General features: G+C 73.6%; 17 protein-coding genes and 2 tRNA genes. 16 read left to right on the top strand and 3 right to left on the bottom strand.

Going from position 1 to position 19,534, the window contains the following annotated elements; all coding sequences use genetic code 11:
• The first annotated feature begins 40 nt into the window (after nt 1-40).
• The 10 genes from ACFV2S_RS04695 to ACFV2S_RS04650 all read left to right on the top strand — a co-directional run bounded on the left by ACFV2S_RS04695 (nt 41) and on the right by ACFV2S_RS04650 (nt 9,589).
• Nucleotides 41-1,177 (top strand): TIGR03364 family FAD-dependent oxidoreductase, encoded by a 1,137-nt coding sequence (locus tag ACFV2S_RS04695; RefSeq protein ID WP_385554211.1) that lies wholly within the window; start codon nt 41-43, stop codon nt 1,175-1,177.
• Nucleotides 1,171-1,860, top strand: coding sequence for a phosphonatase-like hydrolase (locus ACFV2S_RS04690; RefSeq protein ID WP_385554382.1), 690 nt, complete (start codon nt 1,171-1,173; stop codon nt 1,858-1,860). The genes ACFV2S_RS04695 and ACFV2S_RS04690 overlap by 7 nt, the downstream gene beginning before the upstream one ends.
• Nucleotides 1,857-2,909 (top strand): ABC transporter ATP-binding protein, encoded by a 1,053-nt coding sequence (locus ACFV2S_RS04685; protein ID WP_385554209.1) that lies wholly within the window; start codon nt 1,857-1,859, stop codon nt 2,907-2,909. The genes ACFV2S_RS04690 and ACFV2S_RS04685 overlap by 4 nt, the downstream gene beginning before the upstream one ends.
• Nucleotides 2,902-3,798 (top strand): 2-aminoethylphosphonate ABC transporter permease subunit, encoded by an 897-nt coding sequence (locus ACFV2S_RS04680; RefSeq protein ID WP_385554207.1) that lies wholly within the window; start codon nt 2,902-2,904, stop codon nt 3,796-3,798. The genes ACFV2S_RS04685 and ACFV2S_RS04680 overlap by 8 nt, the downstream gene beginning before the upstream one ends.
• A complete protein-coding gene (locus ACFV2S_RS04675) occupies nt 3,785-4,582 on the top strand; it encodes an ABC transporter permease (protein WP_385554205.1) in 798 nt (265 codons plus the stop codon). Before ACFV2S_RS04680 ends, ACFV2S_RS04675 begins: the two co-directional genes overlap by 14 nt.
• A gap of 62 nt (nt 4,583-4,644) precedes the next feature.
• Nucleotides 4,645-5,703 (top strand): 2-aminoethylphosphonate ABC transporter substrate-binding protein, encoded by a 1,059-nt coding sequence (locus tag ACFV2S_RS04670; protein WP_385554203.1) that lies wholly within the window; start codon nt 4,645-4,647, stop codon nt 5,701-5,703.
• Nucleotides 5,704-5,834: 131 nt separating this feature from the next.
• On the top strand, nt 5,835-7,376 hold the full coding sequence (locus tag ACFV2S_RS04665) for an alkaline phosphatase family protein (RefSeq protein WP_385554201.1): 1,542 nt from the start codon (nt 5,835-5,837) through the stop codon (nt 7,374-7,376).
• A gap of 80 nt (nt 7,377-7,456) precedes the next feature.
• Nucleotides 7,457-8,236 carry an HAD-IIA family hydrolase gene (locus ACFV2S_RS04660; RefSeq protein WP_382855458.1) on the top strand — a complete coding sequence of 260 codons (780 nt, stop codon included), beginning with the start codon at nt 7,457-7,459 and terminating at the stop codon, nt 8,234-8,236.
• A 118-nt stretch (nt 8,237-8,354) separates the two neighbouring features.
• Nucleotides 8,355-8,921: a hypothetical protein gene (locus tag ACFV2S_RS04655; protein ID WP_385554198.1), complete on the top strand. Its 567-nt coding sequence runs from the start codon at nt 8,355-8,357 to the stop codon at nt 8,919-8,921.
• Nucleotides 8,918-9,589, top strand: a complete 672-nt coding sequence (locus ACFV2S_RS04650) for a class F sortase (RefSeq protein ID WP_385554196.1) — start codon at nt 8,918-8,920, stop codon at nt 9,587-9,589. Before ACFV2S_RS04655 ends, ACFV2S_RS04650 begins: the two co-directional genes overlap by 4 nt.
• 274 nt (nt 9,590-9,863) lie before the next feature.
• Here the strand turns inward: ACFV2S_RS04650 and ACFV2S_RS04645 are convergent.
• Nucleotides 9,864-9,937: transfer RNA gene (locus tag ACFV2S_RS04645), tRNA-Lys, on the bottom strand.
• A 184-nt stretch (nt 9,938-10,121) separates the two neighbouring features.
• Between ACFV2S_RS04645 and ACFV2S_RS04640 the strand changes: the two genes are divergently transcribed.
• The 6 genes from ACFV2S_RS04640 (at nt 10,122) to ACFV2S_RS04615 (ending at nt 18,433) form a co-directional block, all read left to right on the top strand.
• A complete protein-coding gene (locus ACFV2S_RS04640; protein ID WP_385554194.1) occupies nt 10,122-11,516 on the top strand; it encodes a peptidoglycan-binding protein in 1,395 nt (464 codons plus the stop codon).
• 505 nt (nt 11,517-12,021) lie between these two features.
• A complete protein-coding gene (locus tag ACFV2S_RS04635) occupies nt 12,022-13,638 on the top strand; it encodes an SPFH domain-containing protein (protein WP_385554192.1) in 1,617 nt (538 codons plus the stop codon).
• A gap of 129 nt (nt 13,639-13,767) precedes the next feature.
• Nucleotides 13,768-14,361: a lytic polysaccharide monooxygenase gene (locus ACFV2S_RS04630; RefSeq protein ID WP_385554190.1), complete on the top strand. Its 594-nt coding sequence runs from the start codon at nt 13,768-13,770 to the stop codon at nt 14,359-14,361.
• Nucleotides 14,362-14,400: 39 nt separating this feature from the next.
• Nucleotides 14,401-16,062 (top strand): AMP-binding protein, encoded by a 1,662-nt coding sequence (locus tag ACFV2S_RS04625; protein WP_385554188.1) that lies wholly within the window; start codon nt 14,401-14,403, stop codon nt 16,060-16,062.
• 470 nt (nt 16,063-16,532) lie between these two features.
• The gene (locus tag ACFV2S_RS04620; protein WP_385554186.1) at nt 16,533-17,840 is read left to right on the top strand and encodes a sensor domain-containing protein; all 1,308 of its coding nucleotides are present in this window, start codon (nt 16,533-16,535) and stop codon (nt 17,838-17,840) included.
• Nucleotides 17,771-18,433, top strand: coding sequence for a response regulator (locus ACFV2S_RS04615; RefSeq protein WP_382855480.1), 663 nt, complete (start codon nt 17,771-17,773; stop codon nt 18,431-18,433). The genes ACFV2S_RS04620 and ACFV2S_RS04615 overlap by 70 nt, the downstream gene beginning before the upstream one ends.
• Before the next feature lie 56 nt (nt 18,434-18,489).
• On the opposite strand, the gene ACFV2S_RS04610 is transcribed toward ACFV2S_RS04615, so the two are convergent.
• Nucleotides 18,490-18,563 (bottom strand) — tRNA-Lys (locus ACFV2S_RS04610).
• Between the two features lie 75 nt (nt 18,564-18,638).
• Entirely contained in the window at nt 18,639-19,397 is a 759-nt protein-coding gene (locus ACFV2S_RS04605) for an IclR family transcriptional regulator (RefSeq protein WP_385554183.1), read from the bottom strand.
• Nucleotides 19,398-19,534: the final 137 nt, after the last annotated feature.

The following is a 19,534-nucleotide window of genomic DNA, read 5'->3' as shown; positions in this document are numbered from 1 at the left end:
GGATCCGTCCGGTCCACCCGGTCCCGCGACCGTCGACGTCATGAAGGTGATCGTCGTAGGAGCCGGCGTGGTGGGAACCATGCACGCCTGGCACGCAGTGGAACGCGGCCACGAGGTCGTACACATCGAGCGCGAGGCCGAGGCGCGCGGAGCGTCCCTCCGCAACTTCGGCCAGATCTGGGTGAGCGGACGGGCGGGCGGAGAGGAACTCGACACCGCCCTGCGCGCCCGCGAACTCTGGGAGGGCATCGGCGCCCGCGTCCCCGGACTCGGCTTCCGGGCCATCGGCTCCCTCACCCCCGTGCGCGGCGAGCTGGAACTCGCCGTCGCCGAGGCCGCCGTGGCCCGCCCCGACGCCGCCGCCCGCGGCTACAAGCTGCTCGACCCCGCCGAGGCCCGCGCGGTCAACCCGGCCCTGCGCGGCGCGTTCGACGCGGCCCTGTGGTGCGAGCGGGACGCGGCCGTCGAACCGCGCCTCGCCCAGCTCGCCCTCCGCGAGGCCCTCCTCGCCACCGGGAAGTACACCTTCCTGCCGAACCGCGAGGTCCGGGACGTCGTCGAAGCCAACGGCAACGGATGCAGCGCCGTCCGCGACGACCGCGGCGAGACCCACACCGGCGACGCGGTCGTCCTGTGCACCGGCGCCGCGCTCTCCGGCCTCGTCCGCGAGGTCGCCGGTGAGATACCGGTCCGCCGGGTCCGGCTCCAGATGATGCAGACCGCACCCCTCGGCGAGCCGCTCACCACCTCCGTCGCCGACGCGGACTCCTTCCGCTACTACCCGGCCTACGCGTCCCCCGCCCTGGACGCCCTCAACGAGGGCCAGGCGCAGGACCCGACCGCCGCCGCCCACAAGATGCAGCTGCTGATGGTGCAGCGCCTCGACGGCGGACTGACCATCGGCGACACCCACGAGTACGAGCACCCCTTCGCCTTCGACACCCTCGAAGACCCCTACGAGCACCTCACCCGCGTCGTCGAGTCCCTCCTCGGCCGCCCGCTGCCGAAGATCCGGCGCCGCTGGGCCGGGGTGTACGCGCAGTGCGTCGACACCAGCCGGGTCGTGCACCGCCAGCGGGTCGGCGACGGCGTGTGGCTGGTGACCGGACCCGGCGGCCGCGGCATGACCTGCTCGCCCGCCATCGCCGAGACGACCGCGAACGAACTGGGCTGGTGAACACCGTGCAGAAGAACAACCTCGTCGTCCTCGACATGGCCGGTACGACCGTCGCCGACGGCGGCCTCGTCGAGCAGGCCTTCACGGCCGCCGCCGAACGCCTCGGCGAAGACCCGGCCACGATGATCGACTACGTCCGCGCGACCATGGGCGAGTCCAAGATCTCCGTCTTCCGCCACCTCTTCGGCGGCGACGAGAGCCGCGCCCAGGAGGCCAACCTCGCCTTCGAGGCCGCCTACGGAGAACTGGTCGCCGGCGGCCTCGTCGCCCCCGTCCCCGGAGCCGCCGACGCCATCGCCGCCCTCCGCGACCAGGGCCGCACGGTCGTCCTCACCACCGGCTTCGCCCGGGTCACGCAGGACGCCATCCTCGACGCCCTCGGCTGGCGCGACCTGGTCGAGCTGACGCTCTGCCCGGCGGACGCGGGCGGCCGGGGCCGCCCCTACCCCGACCTGGTCCTCGCGGCCTTCCTCCGCACCGGGGCCGTCGACGACGTGCGGCGGACCGTCGTCGCGGGCGACACCTCGTACGACATGCTCAGCGGGGTCCGCTCGGGCGCCGGGATAGTCGCGGGCGTCCTCACCGGAGCGCACGACGGGACCGCGCTCACGGAGCACGGCGCCACGCACGTCCTCGCCTCGGTCGCCGAACTCCCCCGCCTGATCCAGGAGTACGAGGCGTGACCAGCGGCATCCGCTTCGACGGCGTCACCGTCACCTACGGGAGCAACACCGTCCTCGACTCCCTCGACCTGACCGTCGAGCCCGGCGAGGTCATGGCCCTCCTCGGGCCCTCCGGATCCGGCAAGACGACCGCGCTGAGGGCCGTCGCCGGATTCGTCCGGCCGGCCTCCGGGCGGGTGCTCATCGGCGACCGCGACGTCACCGCGCTCCCCCCGCACAAGCGGGGCATCGGCATGGTCGTCCAGCAGTACGCCCTCTTCCCCCACCTCAAGGTGGAGGCCAACGTGGCCTTCGGCCTGAAGGCGCAGAAGGTGCCGAAGGGCGAGATCCCGGGGCGGGTCGCCGAAGCCCTGGAGATGACCGGCATGGCGGCCTACGCGCAGCGCTACCCCCGCGAGCTCTCCGGCGGCCAGCAGCAGCGCGTCGCCATCGCCCGCGCGCTCGCCATCCGCCCCGGGGTCCTGCTCCTCGACGAACCCCTGTCGGCGCTCGACGCCCAGCTGCGCTCCGGGATGCTGGCCGAACTGGCCCGGCTCCACCGCGAGCTGCCGGACGTGTCGATCCTGTACGTCACCCACGACCAGGTCGAGGCGCTGACCCTCGCCGACCGGATCGCCGTCATGGACCGGGCGCGGCTCCAGGACTGCGGCACCCCGCAGGACCTCTACCGCAGGCCCCGGACGGAGTTCACGGCCTCGTTCGTCGGCAACGCGAACCTGCTGCCGGTGACGGTGGCCCCCGGCGGCGTCTCGTTCGAGGGCGTCGCCCTCGACGTCCCGGTCTCCGACGCGCTCCCGGGAGCGGGCGCGACCCTCTGCGTCCGGCCCCACCTCGTCGGCCTCGGCCCCGGGCCCAACGCCCTGAGCGGGCGGATCACCGAGGTGCAGTGGCGGGGGTCCACCCACCGGCTGTACGTCGAAGTGGGCGGGCACCGGGTGAAGGCCGACGTGCGGGAGCTGCGCGAGACGCCTCCTCTGGGGGCCGAGGTCACGGTGCACTTCGCACGGGAGGACGCCGTGCTGCTGGCGGCGGGGGTGAACGATGGCTAGTCGTGCCACCGGGCTCAAGGAGCGGAACCCGGCACCGGGGATCGCGCCCACGGGTTCCGCCCCGGCGGCACCCGTGCCCACGACGGCGGCCGCGATCCCCGCGTGGGCGTGGTCCGTTCCCCCCGTCGCCGTCCTCGCGCTCGTCTTCCTCTATCCGCTCGGCCTCGTCGTGCGGGAGTCCCTCGCCCCCGGGACCTACGCCGAGGTCCTCGGATCCGCGTCCTTCCACGACGCCCTCGGCACCACCGTGTGGCTCGCCGTCGCCGCCACCGTCGGCTGTCTGGTCCTCGGCTTCGTCCTCGCGCTCGTGATCGCGTTCGTGCCGTTCCCCGGCGGGAAGGCGGTGTCGAAGTTCATCGACGTCTTCCTCTCCTTCCCGTCCTTCCTGATCACCCTCGCCCTGCTGTTCCTGTACGGCTCGGTCGGCATGGCCAACGGGATCTGGACCGACGTCACCGGAGACCCGGAGGGACCCTTCCGGTTCCTCACCACCCCGTGGGGCGTCCTGCTCGCCGAGATCACCTACTTCACCCCGTTCGTGATGCGCCCGCTCCTCGCCGCGTTCTCGCAGATGGAGACCGCTCAGCTGGAGGTCGCGTCCTCGCTCGGCGCCCGGCCGCTGCGGATCGTCCGGCAGGTGATCCTGCCCGAGGCGCTGCCCGCGCTCGCCGCCGGCGGCAGCCTCGTCCTCGTCCTGTGCCTCAACGAGTTCGGGATCGTCCTCTTCACCGGCGCCAAGGGCGTCACGACCCTCCCGATGCTCGTCTACAGCAAGGCGATCCTCGAATCCGACTACGCCGCCGCCTGCGTCGTCGCCGTCGTCAACGTCGCCCTCTCGGTCGGCCTCTACGTCCTCTACCGGGGGGTGAGCCGCCGTGCTGGTGCATAGCCGTACGGGCAGGTGGGGCGCATGGGCCCTGTTCGCGGTCCTCTTCGTCCCGCTGTTCGCCCTGCCCCTCCTCGTCATCCTCGCCGCCTCGTTCTCCACCCACTGGTCCGGCGCCTTCCCCTCCGGACCCACCACCGCCCACTACACGGCGGCCGTGCGCGGGGAGTCCCTCCAGGCGCTCACCACCAGCCTGGTCACGGCCGTCACCGCGAGCGTGATCGCGCTGACCGTCGGCACCTGGGCCGCGCTCGCCGCGGCGGCCCTGGGCAAGCGCGGCAAGCGGGTCCTCGACGCCCTGTTCATGCTGCCGGTCGCCGTGCCGTCCGTGGTCGTCGGCCTCGCCGTCCTCGTCGCCTTCTCGCAGCCGCCGATGCTCCTCAACGGCACCCGCTGGATCGTGATCCTCGCGCACACCGTCCTCGTCACGGCGTTCGCCCACCAGTCGGTCTCGGCCGCCATCCGGCGCCTGGACCCGATGTACGAGCAGGCGGCGGCCAGCCTCGGCGCGCGCCCCTCGTACGTCCTGCTCCGGGTGAAGCTCCCGCTCCTGCTGCCGTCCCTGAACGCGGCGGCCGGGCTCTGCTTCGCCCTGTCCATGGGAGAGCTCAGCGCCACGATGATGCTCTACCCGCCCGACTGGACCCCGCTGCCGGTGCTCATCTTCACCGCGACCGACCGGGGCTCCCTGTTCACCGGCTCGGCGCTCGCCGTGGTCCTCATGGCGGCGACCCTGCTGGCGCTGCTCGCCGTCTCCCGCATCCGCACCCGAGCCTCGTACCGCTAGGCCCCCGTACCGCCAGTCCTCCGCACAACCAGTCCCCCGTACCGCTAGGAGAGAACAACGTTATGCGCACGTACGCCAAGCCGGTCGCCGCCGTCACCGGCGCCCTCCTCCTCGCCGCCCCGCTCACCGCCTGCTCCGGCTCCTCCGCCGCCTCCGACGAGAAGGTCGTCACCGTCTACAGCGCCGACGGCCTCAAGGGCGAGGCGGGCGACGGCTGGTACGACAAGGTCTTCGCCGACTTCGAGAAGCAGACCGGCATCAAGGTCGAGTACGTCGAGGGCGGCTCCGGCGAGATGGTGCAGCGCGCCCTCCGCGAGAAGAGCAACACCCAGGCCGACGTCCTCGTCACCCTGCCGCCGTTCATCCAGCAGGCCGGCTCCAAGGGACTGCTCCAGTCGTACGAGCCGAAGGGCGCCGACCAGGTCGACGGGGCCGACAAGTCCGGCGACGGCACCTGGACCTCCGTCGTCAACAACTACTTCGGCTTCGTCCACAACACGAAGGAGCTCCCCGCGGCCCCGAAGACCTGGGAGGAGCTGCTCGACGCGAAGTACAAGGACAAGCTGCAGTACTCCACCCCCGGTGTCGCGGGCGACGGCACCGCCGTCCTCATCAAGGCGATGCACGACTTCGGCGGCAAGGAGCCGGCGATGGAGTACCTCAAGAAGCTCCAGGCCAACAACGTCGGCCCGTCCTCCTCCACCTCCAAGCTCGCCCCCAAGGTGGACAAGGGCGAACTCCTCGTCGCCAACGGCGACGTCCAGATGAACTACGCCCAGTCGAAGTCCATGCCGAACCTCGGCATCTGGTTCCCGGCGAAGGACGGCGGCAGGCCGACCACCTTCGCCCTGCCCTACGCCGCCGGCCTGGTGAACAAGGCCCCGCACACCGAGAACGGCAGGAAGCTCCTCGACTTCATGCTGAGCGAGGGCGCCCAGCGCCAGGTCAGCGCGATCGGCGGCGGCTTCCCGGCCCGCAAGGACGTGAAGACCACCGACGCCAACGCCATCGCGCTCGCCCGGCTGATGGAGGGCGTCGAGGTCTTCGAGCCGGACTGGGCCGACATCGACAAGAACCTCGCGGCGTACGTCGACGCGTGGAAGTCCGCCACCGGAAGCTAAGAGTTCACCGTACGACTCTGGAAAGCCTCCGAACATCGCGGAAAGATAACGGGTACGGACCAACGCCCCTGAGGAATCGGGGGCGTTGGCGCGTCCCGACACCTTCCACGGACTCCACGGAGGACTCCGACATGCCGCTCCACGGCATCTCCCGCCGCACCGTGCTCGCCGCCGCCGGCGCCACCGCGGCCGTCGCCGCCACCGGTCTCGCCACCGCCCCCGGCGCCCAGGCCGCCGTCACCGCCCCGACGCTCCCGAACGGCACCAGCAAGGACAAGGTGCTCGTCGTCGGCATGGACGGCCTGCGCCACGACCGCATCGACGCGGCCCAGGCCCCCACCCTCAAGTCCCTGATGGCGAACGGCACCTACGGCCGCTCGCTGCTGTACGCCAACCCGATGGCCGCGACCTCCTCCGGCCCCGGCTGGTCCACGATCTCCACCGGCGTCTGGCCCGACAAGCACGGCGTGAAGGACAACACCTTCACCGGCAAGAACTACGGCCGCTACCCGGGCTTCCTGGCCCGCCTCAACCAGGTCCGCCCGGAACTCTCGCTCTTCGCCGCCGTCGACTGGCCCGAGCTCGACACCCACGGCACCGTCACTCCCGGCGCCGACGCCAAGCTGGTCTACGACAACGACTACGCGGTCAACGACAAGCTGATCACCGACATCACCGAGGACGTCCTCCGCAACCAGAACCCCGACGTCCTCTTCGTCTACTTCGGCGAGACCGACGAGATCGGCCACAACAACGGCGCCGCCAGCCCCAAGTACCTCGACGCCATCGCCGTCCAGGACGGCTACCTCGGACGGCTCCTGGCCGCGGTCCGGGCCCGCCCCGCGTACGCCACGGAGCGCTGGACGGTCATCGTCGCCACCGACCACGGCCACACCGACGCCGGCGGCCACGGCGGCTCCAGCATCGAGGAGCGCCGCACCTTCGTCCTCGCCCAGGGCCCCGGCATCGCCGCCGGCGCCCGCCCCCTCGACACCCGGCTCGTCGACGTCGCCGCCACCGTCTTCCGGCAGCTCGGCATCGTGCCGGACCCGTCCTGGGGCCTCGACGGCAAGCCGGTCCAGGACCGCTCCGCCGACCCCTTCGACACCCTGGAACCGGCCCTCTCGGGCCGCGTCGACGAGACCGGCATCCCCGCCGGGATCCTCGGCTTCACGCACACCGCCCCCAGCGGCTGGTCCGTCATCAACAACGCCATGGGCACCGGGGGCATGACCGAGTGGCGCGGCTGGGCCTTCGCCACCGACGAGTTCTGGTCCCGCACCCAGCGCGACCAGTCCCGCGAGCTCAACGTCCGCGCCCGGGGCGTCTTCGCCGTCGCCGACTCCGACGAGTGGGCCGACAGGTCCTTCTCCGGTACGTACGACTCGACCCTGGTCACGCCCGCCCACGGCGTCTCCGGCGCGACCGCGGTGACGCTCGACTTCACCACGCTCTACCGCCAGGAGGGCGCCCAGACCGCCCAGATCCTCGCGAGCTTCAACGGCGGCACCCCCACGCTCGTCAAGAGCTACACCGCCGACGTCATCTCCCAGCCCCAGTCCGTCACGGTCGCCGTCCCCTCCGGGGCGTCCAGTGTGAGCTTCCGCTTCCGCTACACCGGCTCCAACAACTGGTACTGGACCATCGACGGGGTCAAGATCAGCACATCCTGACTACGCTGGGGGCGTCGCCACAGCGCTGTCGCGGCGCCCCCAGCACCCCGCATGTTTTGTACGGCAGGAGTCCCGCACCCATGGCAGAGCGCAAGCCGATCGAATCCTGGCTGACCGACATGGACGGCGTCCTCATCCACGAGGGCGTGCCGATCCCCGGCGCCGACGCGTTCATCAAGAAGCTGCGGGAGACCGGGAAGCCCTTCCTGGTCCTCACCAACAACTCGATCTACACGGCCCGTGACCTGCACGCCCGCCTCCGCCGCATGGGCCTCGACGTGCCCGTCGAGAACATCTGGACCTCGGCCCTCGCCACCGCCAAGTTCCTCGACGACCAGCGCCCGGGCGGCACCGCGTACGTCATCGGCGAGGCCGGTCTCACCACCGCCCTCCACGACATCGGCTACGTCCTCACCGACCACGACCCGGACTACGTGGTGCTCGGCGAGACCCGCACGTACTCCTTCGAGGCGATGACCAAGGCCGTCCGCCTCATCAACGCCGGGGCCCGCTTCATCTGCACCAACCCCGACGAGACCGGCCCCTCCCTGGAGGGCCCGCTCCCGGCCACCGGCTCCGTCGCCGCCCTCATCACGAAGGCCACCGGCAAGGAGCCGTACTTCGCGGGCAAGCCGAACCCGCTCATGATGCGCACCGGCCTCAACGCGATCGGGGCCCACTCCGAGTCCAGCGCGATGATCGGCGACCGGATGGACACCGACATCCTGGCCGGCCTGGAGGCGGGCATGCAGACCTTCCTGGTCCTGACCGGGCTGACCACGCAGGCCGAGATCGACCGCTTCCCGTTCCGCCCGTCGAAGATCGTCCCGTCGATCGCGGACATCGTCGACCGCGTCTGACGGACCCGCCCGCCGCCCCTGCGGATGCGAGAAGCGCGGATCCGGGTGACCCTGCCAGTATCAGGAGGTAAGGATGCGTTCAGGTCCCATTGCTCTCCGTGCCGCAGGGGCGGCCCTGGTGCTCGTACTCGCACCCGCGGCCGGCGGCGCGTACGCCCACGACGGGGTGAAGGCCACCGTCACCCCGTCCACCGCCGCGCCGGGCGCCGACGTCGACGTCCGCGTGCAGGGCTGCGAGGGCACGACCGGCGCCGCCACGTCCAAGGCGTTCGTCGCCGACGCGGAGCTGACCGGCCGGGACGGCGGGGGCAACCCGCTCTTCGGCGACACGACCCTCCGTTCCGGCCTCGCGGACGGTTCGTACCCGGTCAGCGTGACCTGCGACGGCCACGGCCACCGGGACGTCGGCACCGTGCAGGTCCGGCACCACCAGGAGCCCACCCACCGCCCGACGCACCACGCGACGCCCGTGGCGCCCGTCCGCGCCGGCGGGGGAGGCACCGCCGCCTTCGCCGCGCCCGCGGCCCCCGGCGTCGCCCAGACCACCTCCGAGAGCGGCCTCGGCACCCCGTACACCCTCCTCGGGCTCGGCATGGCCGCCGTCGCCGCCGTCGCGGTCGCCTTCCGCAGCTCGCGCCGCCGCACGGGTCCGGGTACGGGTACGGGCACCGGCGACGGCGAGTGACCGTGCCGCCCGGCACCCGCCCGGCGGGCACCGGGCGGCTCGTCACCGGCGTGACCTGGGCGCTCCTGCTCTCCGGGCTCTGGCTCTGGGGCCGCGAGGCCACCGACGGGCCCGGCGGCAGCTCCGCCCCGACCACCGGCGACATCGCCGCGGTCGGCCGCCCGCCCGGCGTCGAGCTGCCTCCGGCCCGCGACCCCCTGCCGTCCCTGGAGCCCCGGCGGGTCGACATCCCCTCCCTCGGCATCAGCGCGCCCGTCGTGGCGCGCGGCCTGGACGACACGGGCGCCGTCGATCCGCCGCCCTACGCGATGCCGCACACGGTCGGCTGGTTCGGCTCCGGCACCCGCCCGGGCGCGGCCGGTGCCGCCCTCCTCGTCGGCCACGTCGACACCGAGACCCGCCCCGCCGTCTTCTACGGCCTGAGCGCGGCACGCCCCGGGGCGAAGGTCCGCGTCACCCGGACGGACGGATCGGTGGCCGAGTTCACCGTCGACGACGTCCGGGTCTTCCCGCGCGACGGCTTCGACGCGGCCGAGGTCTACGGCGCCCGCGATCCCCGCCGCGCCGAACTGCGCCTGATCACCTGCGGCGGCACCTTCGACCGGGCGGCGGGCGCGTACACGGCGAACGTGGTGGTCTCGGCGTACCTCACGGGGACGGGAGCCTGAGCCGAGCGGGGGGAGCAGCCCGGACCGGACCCCGGCCGGCGGGGCGCGTCCCGGCCGCCGCCGGCCGGGCGGCCCTCGACCGCGGGGCTCGCGGGCCGCGGGAGGAGCCCGGTGCCGCCGCGGGAGGTCGGGGTTCCGCACACTGTAGGGGCCAGGACCCCGCCGGGCCCAGGGGGAGGGCCGTAACCGGCGCGCGACGCACGGTAGTTGGCGCGTAAGGTCCGGAGAAAGACCAAGACCCCCTCACCATCGGTGAGGGGGTCTTGACTCTGCGTGCGCCGCCAGGGACTCGAACCCCGGACCCGCTGATTAAGAGTCAGCTGCTCTAACCAACTGAGCTAGCGGCGCCTGCTGACAGAGAGAACTCTACCTGACGTGAAGGCGTGCTCCTGACCCATACCGGTCGCCTGCGGCCTGTCGGATGGTCGTATGAGGCCTTCGATCCGTCAAAATGCGATTTGTCCAGACAGTTGAGACACTGACGCCCGAAACAAGGGTCAAAAAGATCTTGACGAGTGTGGAGGGGAATCGCATGAGCGTGCCGGTCTTCGAGGAGTTCGAACCCGCGGCCGACTGCGGCTGCCCGGGGTGCGCCCGGCAGCGGCGCGACCTCGCCCTGGGCCTGCCCGTCCGCGCGGGAGGCCATCCGGCGGCCCACGGCGCCCGCCGCGCGCTGGTCCTGGTGACGGCTGCGGGAGTGGTCCTCGGCGGGGCCGGGGCCGGAGCGGCCGCGGCCCTGACGGGCCCGGGGGGCGGTCCGGTCGACGCGGCGCCGGCGGACGCGGCGGGCGCGGCGGGCGGGGCGGACGGGGCTGGCGCGGTGGACACCCCCTGGCCCGGACCCGGGAGCCCGCAGGGCGGGCGGGGGCCGCTGCACGGCGCCCCTGGCCCCGGCGCGGACCCCGCCCCGAGCACCGTCCCGACGACCACTCAGATCGCGACCGGGACGCTGCGCCGGACCACCCGCGCGGACATCATCAACCGGGCCAAGCAGTGGGTCACCGCCCAGGTTCCGTACTCGATGGATAAGTACTGGTCGGACGGCTACCGCCAGGACTGCTCCGGCTACATCTCCATGGCCTGGAACCTGCGCGGCAACGAGTGGACCGGCAGCCTCGACCGCTTCGCCGTACGGATCGACCGCACCGAACTCCAGCCCGGCGACATCCTGCTCTTCCACAACCCGGCCGACCCGACCCGCGGCTCGCACGTCACGATCTTCGGCGGCTGGACCGACTACACGCACACCTCCTACATCGCCTACGAGCAGACGAAGCCGCGCACGCGGAAGCAGGCGACGCCCATGGCGTACTGGGAGAACTCCGACCGGTACGTGGCCTACCGCTACCTCGGCGTGGTGAGCGGCGCCACCGGCGGCGGGGCGCAGCCCGCGGAGGCGACGCCGTACCCCGGGGCGGCGGCGTTCGGCCCGGGCGCGGACAACGCGTACGTCACCCGGCTCGGGCAGCTCCTCGTCGAGCGCGGCGGCAAGAAGTACTACAGCCGGGGCCCCGGCCCGAAGTGGGGCGAGGCGGACCGCAGGGCGACCCAGGCGTTCCAGCTCGCGCAGGGCTGGAAGGGCAAGGAGGCGGACGGCCTGCCCGGACCGCAGACGTGGAAGCTCCTCGTGACCGACGGGGGCAGGGACATCGGCGGTTCGAGTGGTTCGGGCGGTCCGAGCACGAATGCGACGGGGTTTCCCGGGCGTGGCTCCTTCCGTCCGGGCCAATCCAACGCATATGTGGAGAAGCTGGGCAAACAACTGGTGAAGCGGGGCTTCGGCAAGCACTACCTGTCGGGACCCGGTCCGCGCTGGACGGAGGCGGACCGCCGCAACGTCGAGGCGTTCCAGCGGGCACAGGGCTGGCGCGGCGCGGCCGCCGACGGCTACCCGGGCCCGGAGACCTGGCGGCGTTTGTTCCGATGACCCCGAGAGCATGAGGTGGACCCGAATGACGGCATCGACCCCGAACCCCGCGGACTCCGGCGCGGCGGCCTCGCGTGACGCGGCCCGCACGGCCAGACGTCTGACGGACGGCACCCTCCCGCGCACGTCCCCACCGGACCCGGAGCAGCTCCGCGAGCGGACCCCCGCACCGGCCCCGGACCCGGGCCCGCCGACACCCCCGCCGGGCGCGCCCGAGGCGCCGGGGGCGGGGGCCGGAGCGGCGCCGGACGCGCCCGGGGGGACGGTGCCGACGCCGGGGGCGCCCGGGGCGGCCCCGGCCCCGGCGGTCGGCGCGGTCCGGACGGCCCCCGTGTCCGGCGGACCGGGGCTCGTGGCGGCGGGTTCCGTGTCCGCCGCGGCGCCGGCACGTCCGGAGCCCCCGGTGGCGGGTGCGCCGGAGGAGCCCCCGGCGCGGCCCGCGGCCGAGGCCCCGGAGCCCGGTCCGGTGCCGGGGGCCGGGGTCCCCGCCGGAAGGACGCCCGTCGTGACCGCCGGGAAGGCCGCCGACGAGACGGCTGTGCGGGCGGCCGACAAGGCGGCCGAGGCTTCGGCTGACAGGGCGGCCGGTGTGAGCGTGGACAGGGCGGCCGGTTCGACCGTCGGGGCGGCCGGTTCGACCGTCGGCGAGGCGAGCGATGTGAGGGTCGGTGAGGCGAGCGACGTGGCCGCCGGTGTGAGGGTCGGTGAGGCGACCGACGTGGCCGCCGGTGTGACCGTCGGCGCGACAGGTGACGTGACCGTCGGCACGACCGGCGACGCGAGCGGCGGCAGGCCTCCTGCCGACGCGGCCCCCGCCCCCGCCGTCACCCCCCTCGACTTCGGGCGCGTCATGGGCGCGCGGGTCGGCAGCGTCGCGCTTCCCGTGGCCGCGGTGGTGCGGGTCGCGCGGCGGAGGAACGTGATCGGGGCCGAGACCACGGGCTCCATCCCGGTGCACCTCCTCTTCCGCGACGAGCCGGAGACCGCCGGGCCCCTCGCGAAGGGCGACGACGGAGGGCCGGACACCATCTCCATGGACGCGCCCACCCCGCCGACGGCGGGCCGCAGGCCCGCCATCCCGGCCCCGTCGAAGGTCCAGCCCCCGGCCAAGCCGGACCCGGAGCCCCGGACCGGGGCCCGCTCCGCGCCGCGGCCCGCGTCCGCGCCCGACCGGGGGCCGAAGGCCCGGTCCGCGTCCCGCCCCGCGCCCACCGCCGATCCCGCTCTCGTCGAGCGGGCCGGGCCGGTGCTGCCCGGCTGGGTGGGCGTGGCCGCCGGGGCGCTGGCGGTCGCCGGGTGCGCGGCGGTCGTGTGGTGGGCCGGGGCGGTGCCCGCCGAGGCGTCGCGGATGCTGCGGCTGCCGACGCGTCCGTACCACGGCATCCATCTCGGACAGTGGGCGCTGCTGGCCCTGGGCGTGGTGCTCGCCCTCTTCTCGCTGGGCGGTCTCGGCCGCGGCCGGGTCGGCTACGCCTGGGTGCTGACGCTGTACGGCGACTACCGCGGCACGGTCCGGCGCACGGGCCTGCTGTGGGTCAGCCCGCTGCTGCTCCGCCGCCGGGTGGACGTCCGGCTGCGGCACTGGCGCAGCGAGCCGCTGTCGGCGGTGGACGCGAAGGGCACCGCGCTCGACGTGACCGTCCTGGTGGTGTGGCGGGTGCGGGACACGGTCCGGGCCGCGCTCGGGGTCGACGGGCACGAGGAGTACCTGCGGGAGCAGGTGGAGGCGGCGATGGCCCGGGTGCTCTCGCAGCTTCCGGCGGACGCGTTCCACGAGGACGCCCCGACGCTGCGGGACGCGGAGGCGGTCGGCGAGGCCCTGACGCGGATGCTGTCGGCGGAGTGCGCCCCGGTCGGCGTGGACGTGTTCTCGGCGCAGCCGACGCGCATCGAGTACGCGCCGGAGGTGGCGGCGGCGATGCGCCGGCGCCGGATCGCGGCGATCGACGCGAAGCACCGGGACAGCGTGCTGACCTCGGTGGTGGACGCGGTGGACGACGTGGTCCACCGGCTGACCAGTCGTGGTCTGGTGGAGCTGGACGACTACGAGCGCAAGGCGCTGGTCAAGGACCTGACGGTGGCGTTCTACACGGGCAGGACGGGACCCGTGGAGGGTGCGTGAGGGGGGATGGACAGGTTCAACTTCCGTCCATACCTTGGTACTTGGTCCAGACCAAAGTGAAGTGAAGCAGTACCGTACGCGCGCGCACGGCCCACAAGGAACTCCCCCACGTTCTCCTGGAGCGACAGCATGCGCAAAAAGTCAGTCGGGTCGGCGGTGGTGGCGCTCGGCGTCGCCGGCGTCACCTTCCTGGGCACCGGCACCGCCGGCAGCCACGGCTACACCGACGCGCCGATCAGCCGTCAGAAGCTCTGTGCCAACGGCACCGTGACCAACTGCGGCTCCATCCAGTGGGAGCCGCAGTCGGTCGAGGGGCCGAAGGGCTTCCCGTCCGGCGGTCCCGCCGACGGGAAGATCTGCTCGGCGGGGCTCTCGCAGTTCTCGCAGCTCGACGACCCGAGAGGCGGCGCCTGGCCGGCGACGCAGCTCACGGCGGGGCAGAGCTACAGCTTCCGGTGGCAGTTCACCGCCCGGCACGCCACCACCGACTTCAAGTACTACATCACCAAGAACGGCTGGGACCCGAGTCAGAAGCTGACCCGGGCCGCGCTCGACCCCCAGCCGTTCCTCACCGTCCCCTACAACAACCAGCAGCCGCCGTCGACGCTCTCGCACTCCGGGACCGTCCCGGCGGGCAAGACGGGCCGGCACATCATCCTGGCGGTGTGGACGATCGCGGACACCGGGAACGCCTTCTACGCGTGCTCGGACGTCAAGTTCTGACGGTTCAATTCTGACGAAGCGTCAGTTAGAGTCCGGCCCATGAGGAGCGCGGACACCGTCGCGGAGCTCGTACGGCGCCAATGGGGCGACCACCGGACCGGCCTGAGGGACGAGCACCACACCCTCACCCACCACCAGGTCGCCGCGGGCGCCGCCGCGCGGGCCGCGCTGCTCGTGGACCTGATGCCACCCGTGCCGGGGGGCGAGCCGCACCTCGGCATCCTGCTCGACAACACGCCGGAGTACCCGCTCTGGCTCAGCGCGGCGGCCCTCGCGGGGGCCGCCGTCGCCGGGATCAACCCCACCCGGCGCGGCGCCGAACTCGCCCGGGACATCCGGCACACCGCCTGCCGGGTCCTCGTCACCCAGCGCACCCACCTGCCGCTCCTCGACGGGCTCGCGCTCCCCGGCCTGCGGATCCTGGTCACCGACACCGAGGCGTACCGGGAACTCCTCGCCCCGTACGGGGACGCCCGCCCCGGCGACGCGCGGCTCGGGCCCGTGGGCCCCGACAGCCGCTTCCTGCTCTCCTTCACCTCCGGCTCCACGGGCGCGCCGAAGGCGGCGCTGTGCAGCCAGGGGCGGCTCGCGGCCGCCGGCGCCTCGCTCGTCTCCCACTTCTCCGTCGGCCCGGACGACGTCCACTACGTCTGCATGCCGATGTTCCACGGCAACGCCGTGATCGCCGACTGGGCGCCCGCGCTCGCCGCCGGGGCCGGCGTGGCGCTGCGGGCCCGCTTCTCCGCCTCCCGCTTCCTCCCGGACGTCCGGCGCTTCGGCGCCACCTACTTCACCTACGTGGGCAGGGCCGTGCAGTACCTCCTGGCCACCCCGCCCCGCCCCGACGACCGTGCGCACCCGCTCCGGCTCGGCTTCGGGACCGAGGCGGGAGCGGTGGACGCGGCCCGCTTCCGGGAACGCTTCGGGGTCCCCCTCGTGGAGGGGTACGGCTCCTCCGAGGGCGGCGCGGCGATCCAGCGGACCCCGGACACGCCGACGGGCGCGATCGGGAGGGCGGCACCCGGCGACGACCTGGCGGTCGTCTCCTCCGAGACGGGCGCCGCGTGCCCCCCGGCCCGCTTCTCGCCCACCGGCCGGCTCCTCAACGCCGACGAGGCGGTCGGCGAGCTCGTCAACCGGGGCCGCTCCCCCTTCGAGGGCTACTGGCGCAACCCGGAGGCGGAGGCCGCGCGGCTGCGCGGCGGCTGGTACTGGACCGGCGACCTCTTCTACCGGGACGCGGACGGCTTCCTCTACTTCGCGGGCCGCACGGACGACCGGCTGCGGGTCGACAGCGAGAACCTGGCCGCGGCGATGATCGAGAACATCCTGGCGCGCTGGGACCGGGTGGCGGGCGTCGCGGTCTACGCGATACCCGACCCGGTGGCGGGGGACCAGGTGATGGCGGCGCTGGCCCTGCGGGAGGGGGAGGAGTTCGGCCCGGCGGCCTTCGCGGACTTCCTCGCGGCCCAGCGGGACCTGGGGACGAAGATGCCGCCGCGATTCGTGCGGGTGATGCGGGAGCTGCCCCTGACGGCCACGAACAAGATCCACCGGGTGGCGCTGCGGCGGGCGGGCTTCCGGTGCGGGGATCCGGTGTGGTGGCGGCGGGCGGCGGGGGCTCCGTACGAACCGTTGACGCCGGAGTCGACGGCCGAGCTGCTGGCGGAGTACACGACCCACGACCGCCCGCCCCCGTAACGGCCCACGCGCCCCGCCCCGCCGGGCCCGCGCCCGTGTGGGCCTTCGCCGGCTGCCGTGTGGGCGCCTCGCCCGCGCCCGTGTGGCGCCTCGGGCCGCTGCCCGTGTGGGCCTTCGCCCGCTGCCGTGTGGGCAATCGTCCCGCTGGGGCGGGACGGGTGGGCACACGGGACGGCGCCCTCAGTGGCGCCTCCGCGTTCCGCGCCTGGACCCGCACCACCATGTGCGGCGCACTTGTCGGTGCGGGTCAGGGCTCAGCAGCCTCTGGCGCCGGCAAGGGCGCCGTCCGTTGTGCCCACCCGTTCCGCCCCGGCGGAACGATTGCCCACAACGGCGGGGCGCACCCCACAACGGCGGGGCGCACCCCACAACGGCGGGGCGCCGGCCCGTAACGGGGTAGGGCCCGCCCTACCGTCCGGACGCCCGGCAGGGGCATGGTCACGGGGCCGGGCGCGTCCTACCGTTCCCCCATGGACCCCCGTACCCCCTGGCAGGCCCTCACCCGACCCCGGTTCCCGCTCGGGCCCTGGCCCTGGCGGGCCGTCGGATACCTCGGGTCCGGCGGGCTCGTCGGGGCCGTCGCCGGGGCCGTGTTCCTGGTGCTGGGGGTGTTCTCGCTGTTCCTCGTCGGGCTGCCGCTGCTCCTGTTCGCCGGGATCGCCGTCGGGCACGTCGAGCGCCTCCGGCTGGGGATCGCCGACCTCGACCCCGTCCCCGACCCGCACCGCGTCCCCGCCGCGCCAGGCCTGGCCGCCTGGCTCCGGACGCGGACCCGGGAGCAGGCCACCTGGCGGGAGCTCGCGTACGCCTTGCTGCTCGCCACCGTCCTGTGGCCGCTGGACCTCCTCGCGCTCGCCGTCGGCGCCGGCCTGCCCGTCGCGCTCCTCAGCGCCCCCTTCCGGCTGGCGGCGGACGGCTACGAGACCAAGGTCGTCAAGGCGTACCTGGTCACCTCCTATCCGGAGGCCTTCGGCGCCGCCCTCCTCGGCGCCGTCCTGCTCGTGGCCCTCGCCTACCCCCTGGCCGCTGTCGCCGGCGCCCGCGCGGCTCTCGCGCGGGCCCTGCTCACCCCCCGGGAGGGCGAGCGGCAGGGCGGCATCGGCGAGGTCATCGCCTCCCGTGCCCGGCTCGTCGACGCCTTCGAGGCCGAGCGGCGCCGCATCGAGCGGGACCTCCACGACGGGGCCCAGCAGCGGCTGGTGGCCCTCACCATGACCCTGGGCCTGGCCCGCCTGGACGCCCCGCCGGGCGGCCCGCTCGCCGAGCAGCTGGCGAAGGCCCACACGGAGGCGGGGCAGGTCCTGACGGAACTGCGGGAGCTGATCCACGGCATCCATCCCCAGGTCCTCGCCGACTACGGCCTCGGCCCGGCGCTCGCCGACGCCGCCGACCGCTCCGCCGTACCCGTGGACGCGGACACGTCCGGGACGCCCCGGCTGCCCGGCGCCGTCGAGAGCGCCGCGTACTTCGCCGGCTGCGAGGCCCTCGCCAACATCGGCAAGCACAGCGGCGCGCGCCGGGCGCGGATCACGGCCCGGCACGCGGACGGCGTCCTCCGGCTGGAGGTGGAGGACGACGGGCGCGGCGGCGCCGACCCGTCCCGGGGCTCCGGCCTCACCGGACTCGCCGACCGGATCGCCGTCCTCGATGGCACACTGACGATCATGAGCCCGCCGGGCGGGCCGACCCTCCTGCGAGTGGAGATCCCTTGTCCCGCACTGTCCGAAAGCTCCGTGTCGTCCTCGCCGAGGACAGCGTCCTCCTCCGGGAGGGGCTGATCGGGCTCCTGGCGCGTTTCGGCCACGAGGTCGTCGCCGCGGTCGGTGACGCCGAGGCGCTGCGCGAGGCGGTCGCCGCCCATGAACCGGACATCGTGGTGACCGACGTCCGGATGCCGCCCGGCTTCCAGGACGAGGGTCTGCGGGCGGCGGTCGCGCTCCGCGCCGAGCGGCCCGCCCTGCCGGTCCTGGTGCTCAGCCAGTACGTGCAGCGCAGCTATGCCGCGGACCTCCTCGACGCGGGGGACGGCACCGGCGTCGGCTATCTCCTGAAGGACCGGGTCGGGCAGGTGGAGGAGTTCGCGGACGCCCTGGCCCGGGTCGCGGACGGCGGCACCGTCGTCGATCCGGAGGTCGTGCGCCAGCTGCTGCGCCGGCACCGGGACCCCCTGGGGGCGCTGACCCCGCGCGAGCGCGAGGTCCTGGGCCTGGTCGCGGAGGGCCATTCGAACGGGGCGATCGCCCGCAGGCTCGTCGTGACCGAGGCCGCCGTGGGCAAGCACATCGGCAACATCCTGGCGAAGCTGGACCTTCCCCCGGCCGAGGACACCCACCGCCGGGTGCTCGCGGTCCTCACCTACCTCCGGGCATGACGCGAAGGCATGACAAGAAGGCCCCCTCACCGGAGTGAGGGGGCCTTCTCTGTCGGTGCGCCGCCAGGGACTCGAACCCCGGACCCGCTGATTAAGAGTCAGCTGCTCTAACCAACTGAGCTAGCGGCGCCTGCTGACAGAGAAAATACTACCTGGTCCCGAGGGGTGCTTCCGACCACCCCGCGGGACCGGGTCCGCCGCGGTCTCAGATGGCCAGCGAGAGGACCACCGGGGCGGCCCTGCGGTTGAGCGTGTCGGCCGCCGCGCGCAGCCGGTGGGCGTGCTCGATCGGCAGGGAGAGGGCGAGGCAGCCCACGGCCGAGCCCGCCGTCAGCGGGACGGCCGCGCAGACCGTGCCCACCGCGTACTCCTGGAGGTCGAGCACGGGGACGGTCGCCGGCTGGCTGTCGAGCTTGGAGAAGAGGATCCGCTCGCTGGTGATCGTCCGTGAGGTCAGCCGGGCGATCTTGTGCCGCGAGAGGTGGTCCCGGCGGCCGTTCTGGTCGAGCTGGGTGAGCAGGCACTTGCCGACCGCGCTGGCGTGCGCCGCCGAGCGGAAGTCGACCCACTCGTTGACCTTGGGCGTCAGCGGGCTGTCGGCGAACTGGGTGATCTTCACCTCGCCGTCGATGTACCGGCTGATGTAGACCGCCGCGCCGACGGAGTCGCGGAGCTCGCTCAGGGTCTCCTGGAGCTTGGCCTCCAGGGCTTCGCGGCGGGTCAGGCCGGAGCCGAGGAGGACGAGGGAGTCCCCGATCACGTACGCGCCGTCGGCGACCTGCTCGACGTACCCCTCGCGGCGCAGCATGAGGAGCAGTGAGGTCAGGTGGGCGACGGGCAGTCCGGCCTCGCGCGCGATCTGGACGTCTGTCACTCCGCCACCGTGCCGTGAGACCGTCTCGAGGACGCGAAGGGCGTACTGCACCGAGTGGAACGGCGCGGTGGGCTCGGGCTTCAGCGCCACGGTTTCCCCCTACCAGGTTGTGACCGCAAGCTTTCGTACCACGATAGCCGCCAAGGGCCTTTCACGGGGCGGCTGTTGGCGAGAATGATGCGGAGGACCGGGCCTCTGGGCTGGGGCTCGCCACTCTGGCATATGCC

The organism is Streptomyces sp. NPDC059695 (assembly GCF_042733785.1).
Classification (GTDB): domain Bacteria; phylum Actinomycetota; class Actinomycetes; order Streptomycetales; family Streptomycetaceae; genus Streptomyces.
Note: the sequence above shows the minus strand (reverse complement) of the source record. Positions and strands in the feature narration are given on the sequence as shown.

What these genes read in the sequence shown, in the direction of transcription:
- ACFV2S_RS04665 (WP_385554201.1), top strand. Translation starts at nt 5,835, where the DNA reads ATGCCGCTCCACGGCATCTCCCGCCGCACCGTGCTCGCCGCCGCCGGC.
- ACFV2S_RS04660 (WP_382855458.1), top strand. Translation starts at nt 7,457, where the DNA reads ATGGCAGAGCGCAAGCCGATCGAATCCTGGCTGACCGACATGGACGGC.
- ACFV2S_RS04625 (WP_385554188.1), top strand. Translation starts at nt 14,401, where the DNA reads ATGAGGAGCGCGGACACCGTCGCGGAGCTCGTACGGCGCCAATGGGGC.
- ACFV2S_RS04620 (WP_385554186.1), top strand. Translation starts at nt 16,533, where the DNA reads ATGGACCCCCGTACCCCCTGGCAGGCCCTCACCCGACCCCGGTTCCCG.
- ACFV2S_RS04670 (WP_385554203.1), top strand. Translation starts at nt 4,645, where the DNA reads ATGCGCACGTACGCCAAGCCGGTCGCCGCCGTCACCGGCGCCCTCCTC.
- ACFV2S_RS04695 (WP_385554211.1), top strand. Translation starts at nt 41, where the DNA reads ATGAAGGTGATCGTCGTAGGAGCCGGCGTGGTGGGAACCATGCACGCC.
- ACFV2S_RS04630 (WP_385554190.1), top strand. Translation starts at nt 13,768, where the DNA reads ATGCGCAAAAAGTCAGTCGGGTCGGCGGTGGTGGCGCTCGGCGTCGCC.
- ACFV2S_RS04680 (WP_385554207.1), top strand. Translation starts at nt 2,902, where the DNA reads ATGGCTAGTCGTGCCACCGGGCTCAAGGAGCGGAACCCGGCACCGGGG.
- ACFV2S_RS04640 (WP_385554194.1), top strand. Translation starts at nt 10,122, where the DNA reads ATGAGCGTGCCGGTCTTCGAGGAGTTCGAACCCGCGGCCGACTGCGGC.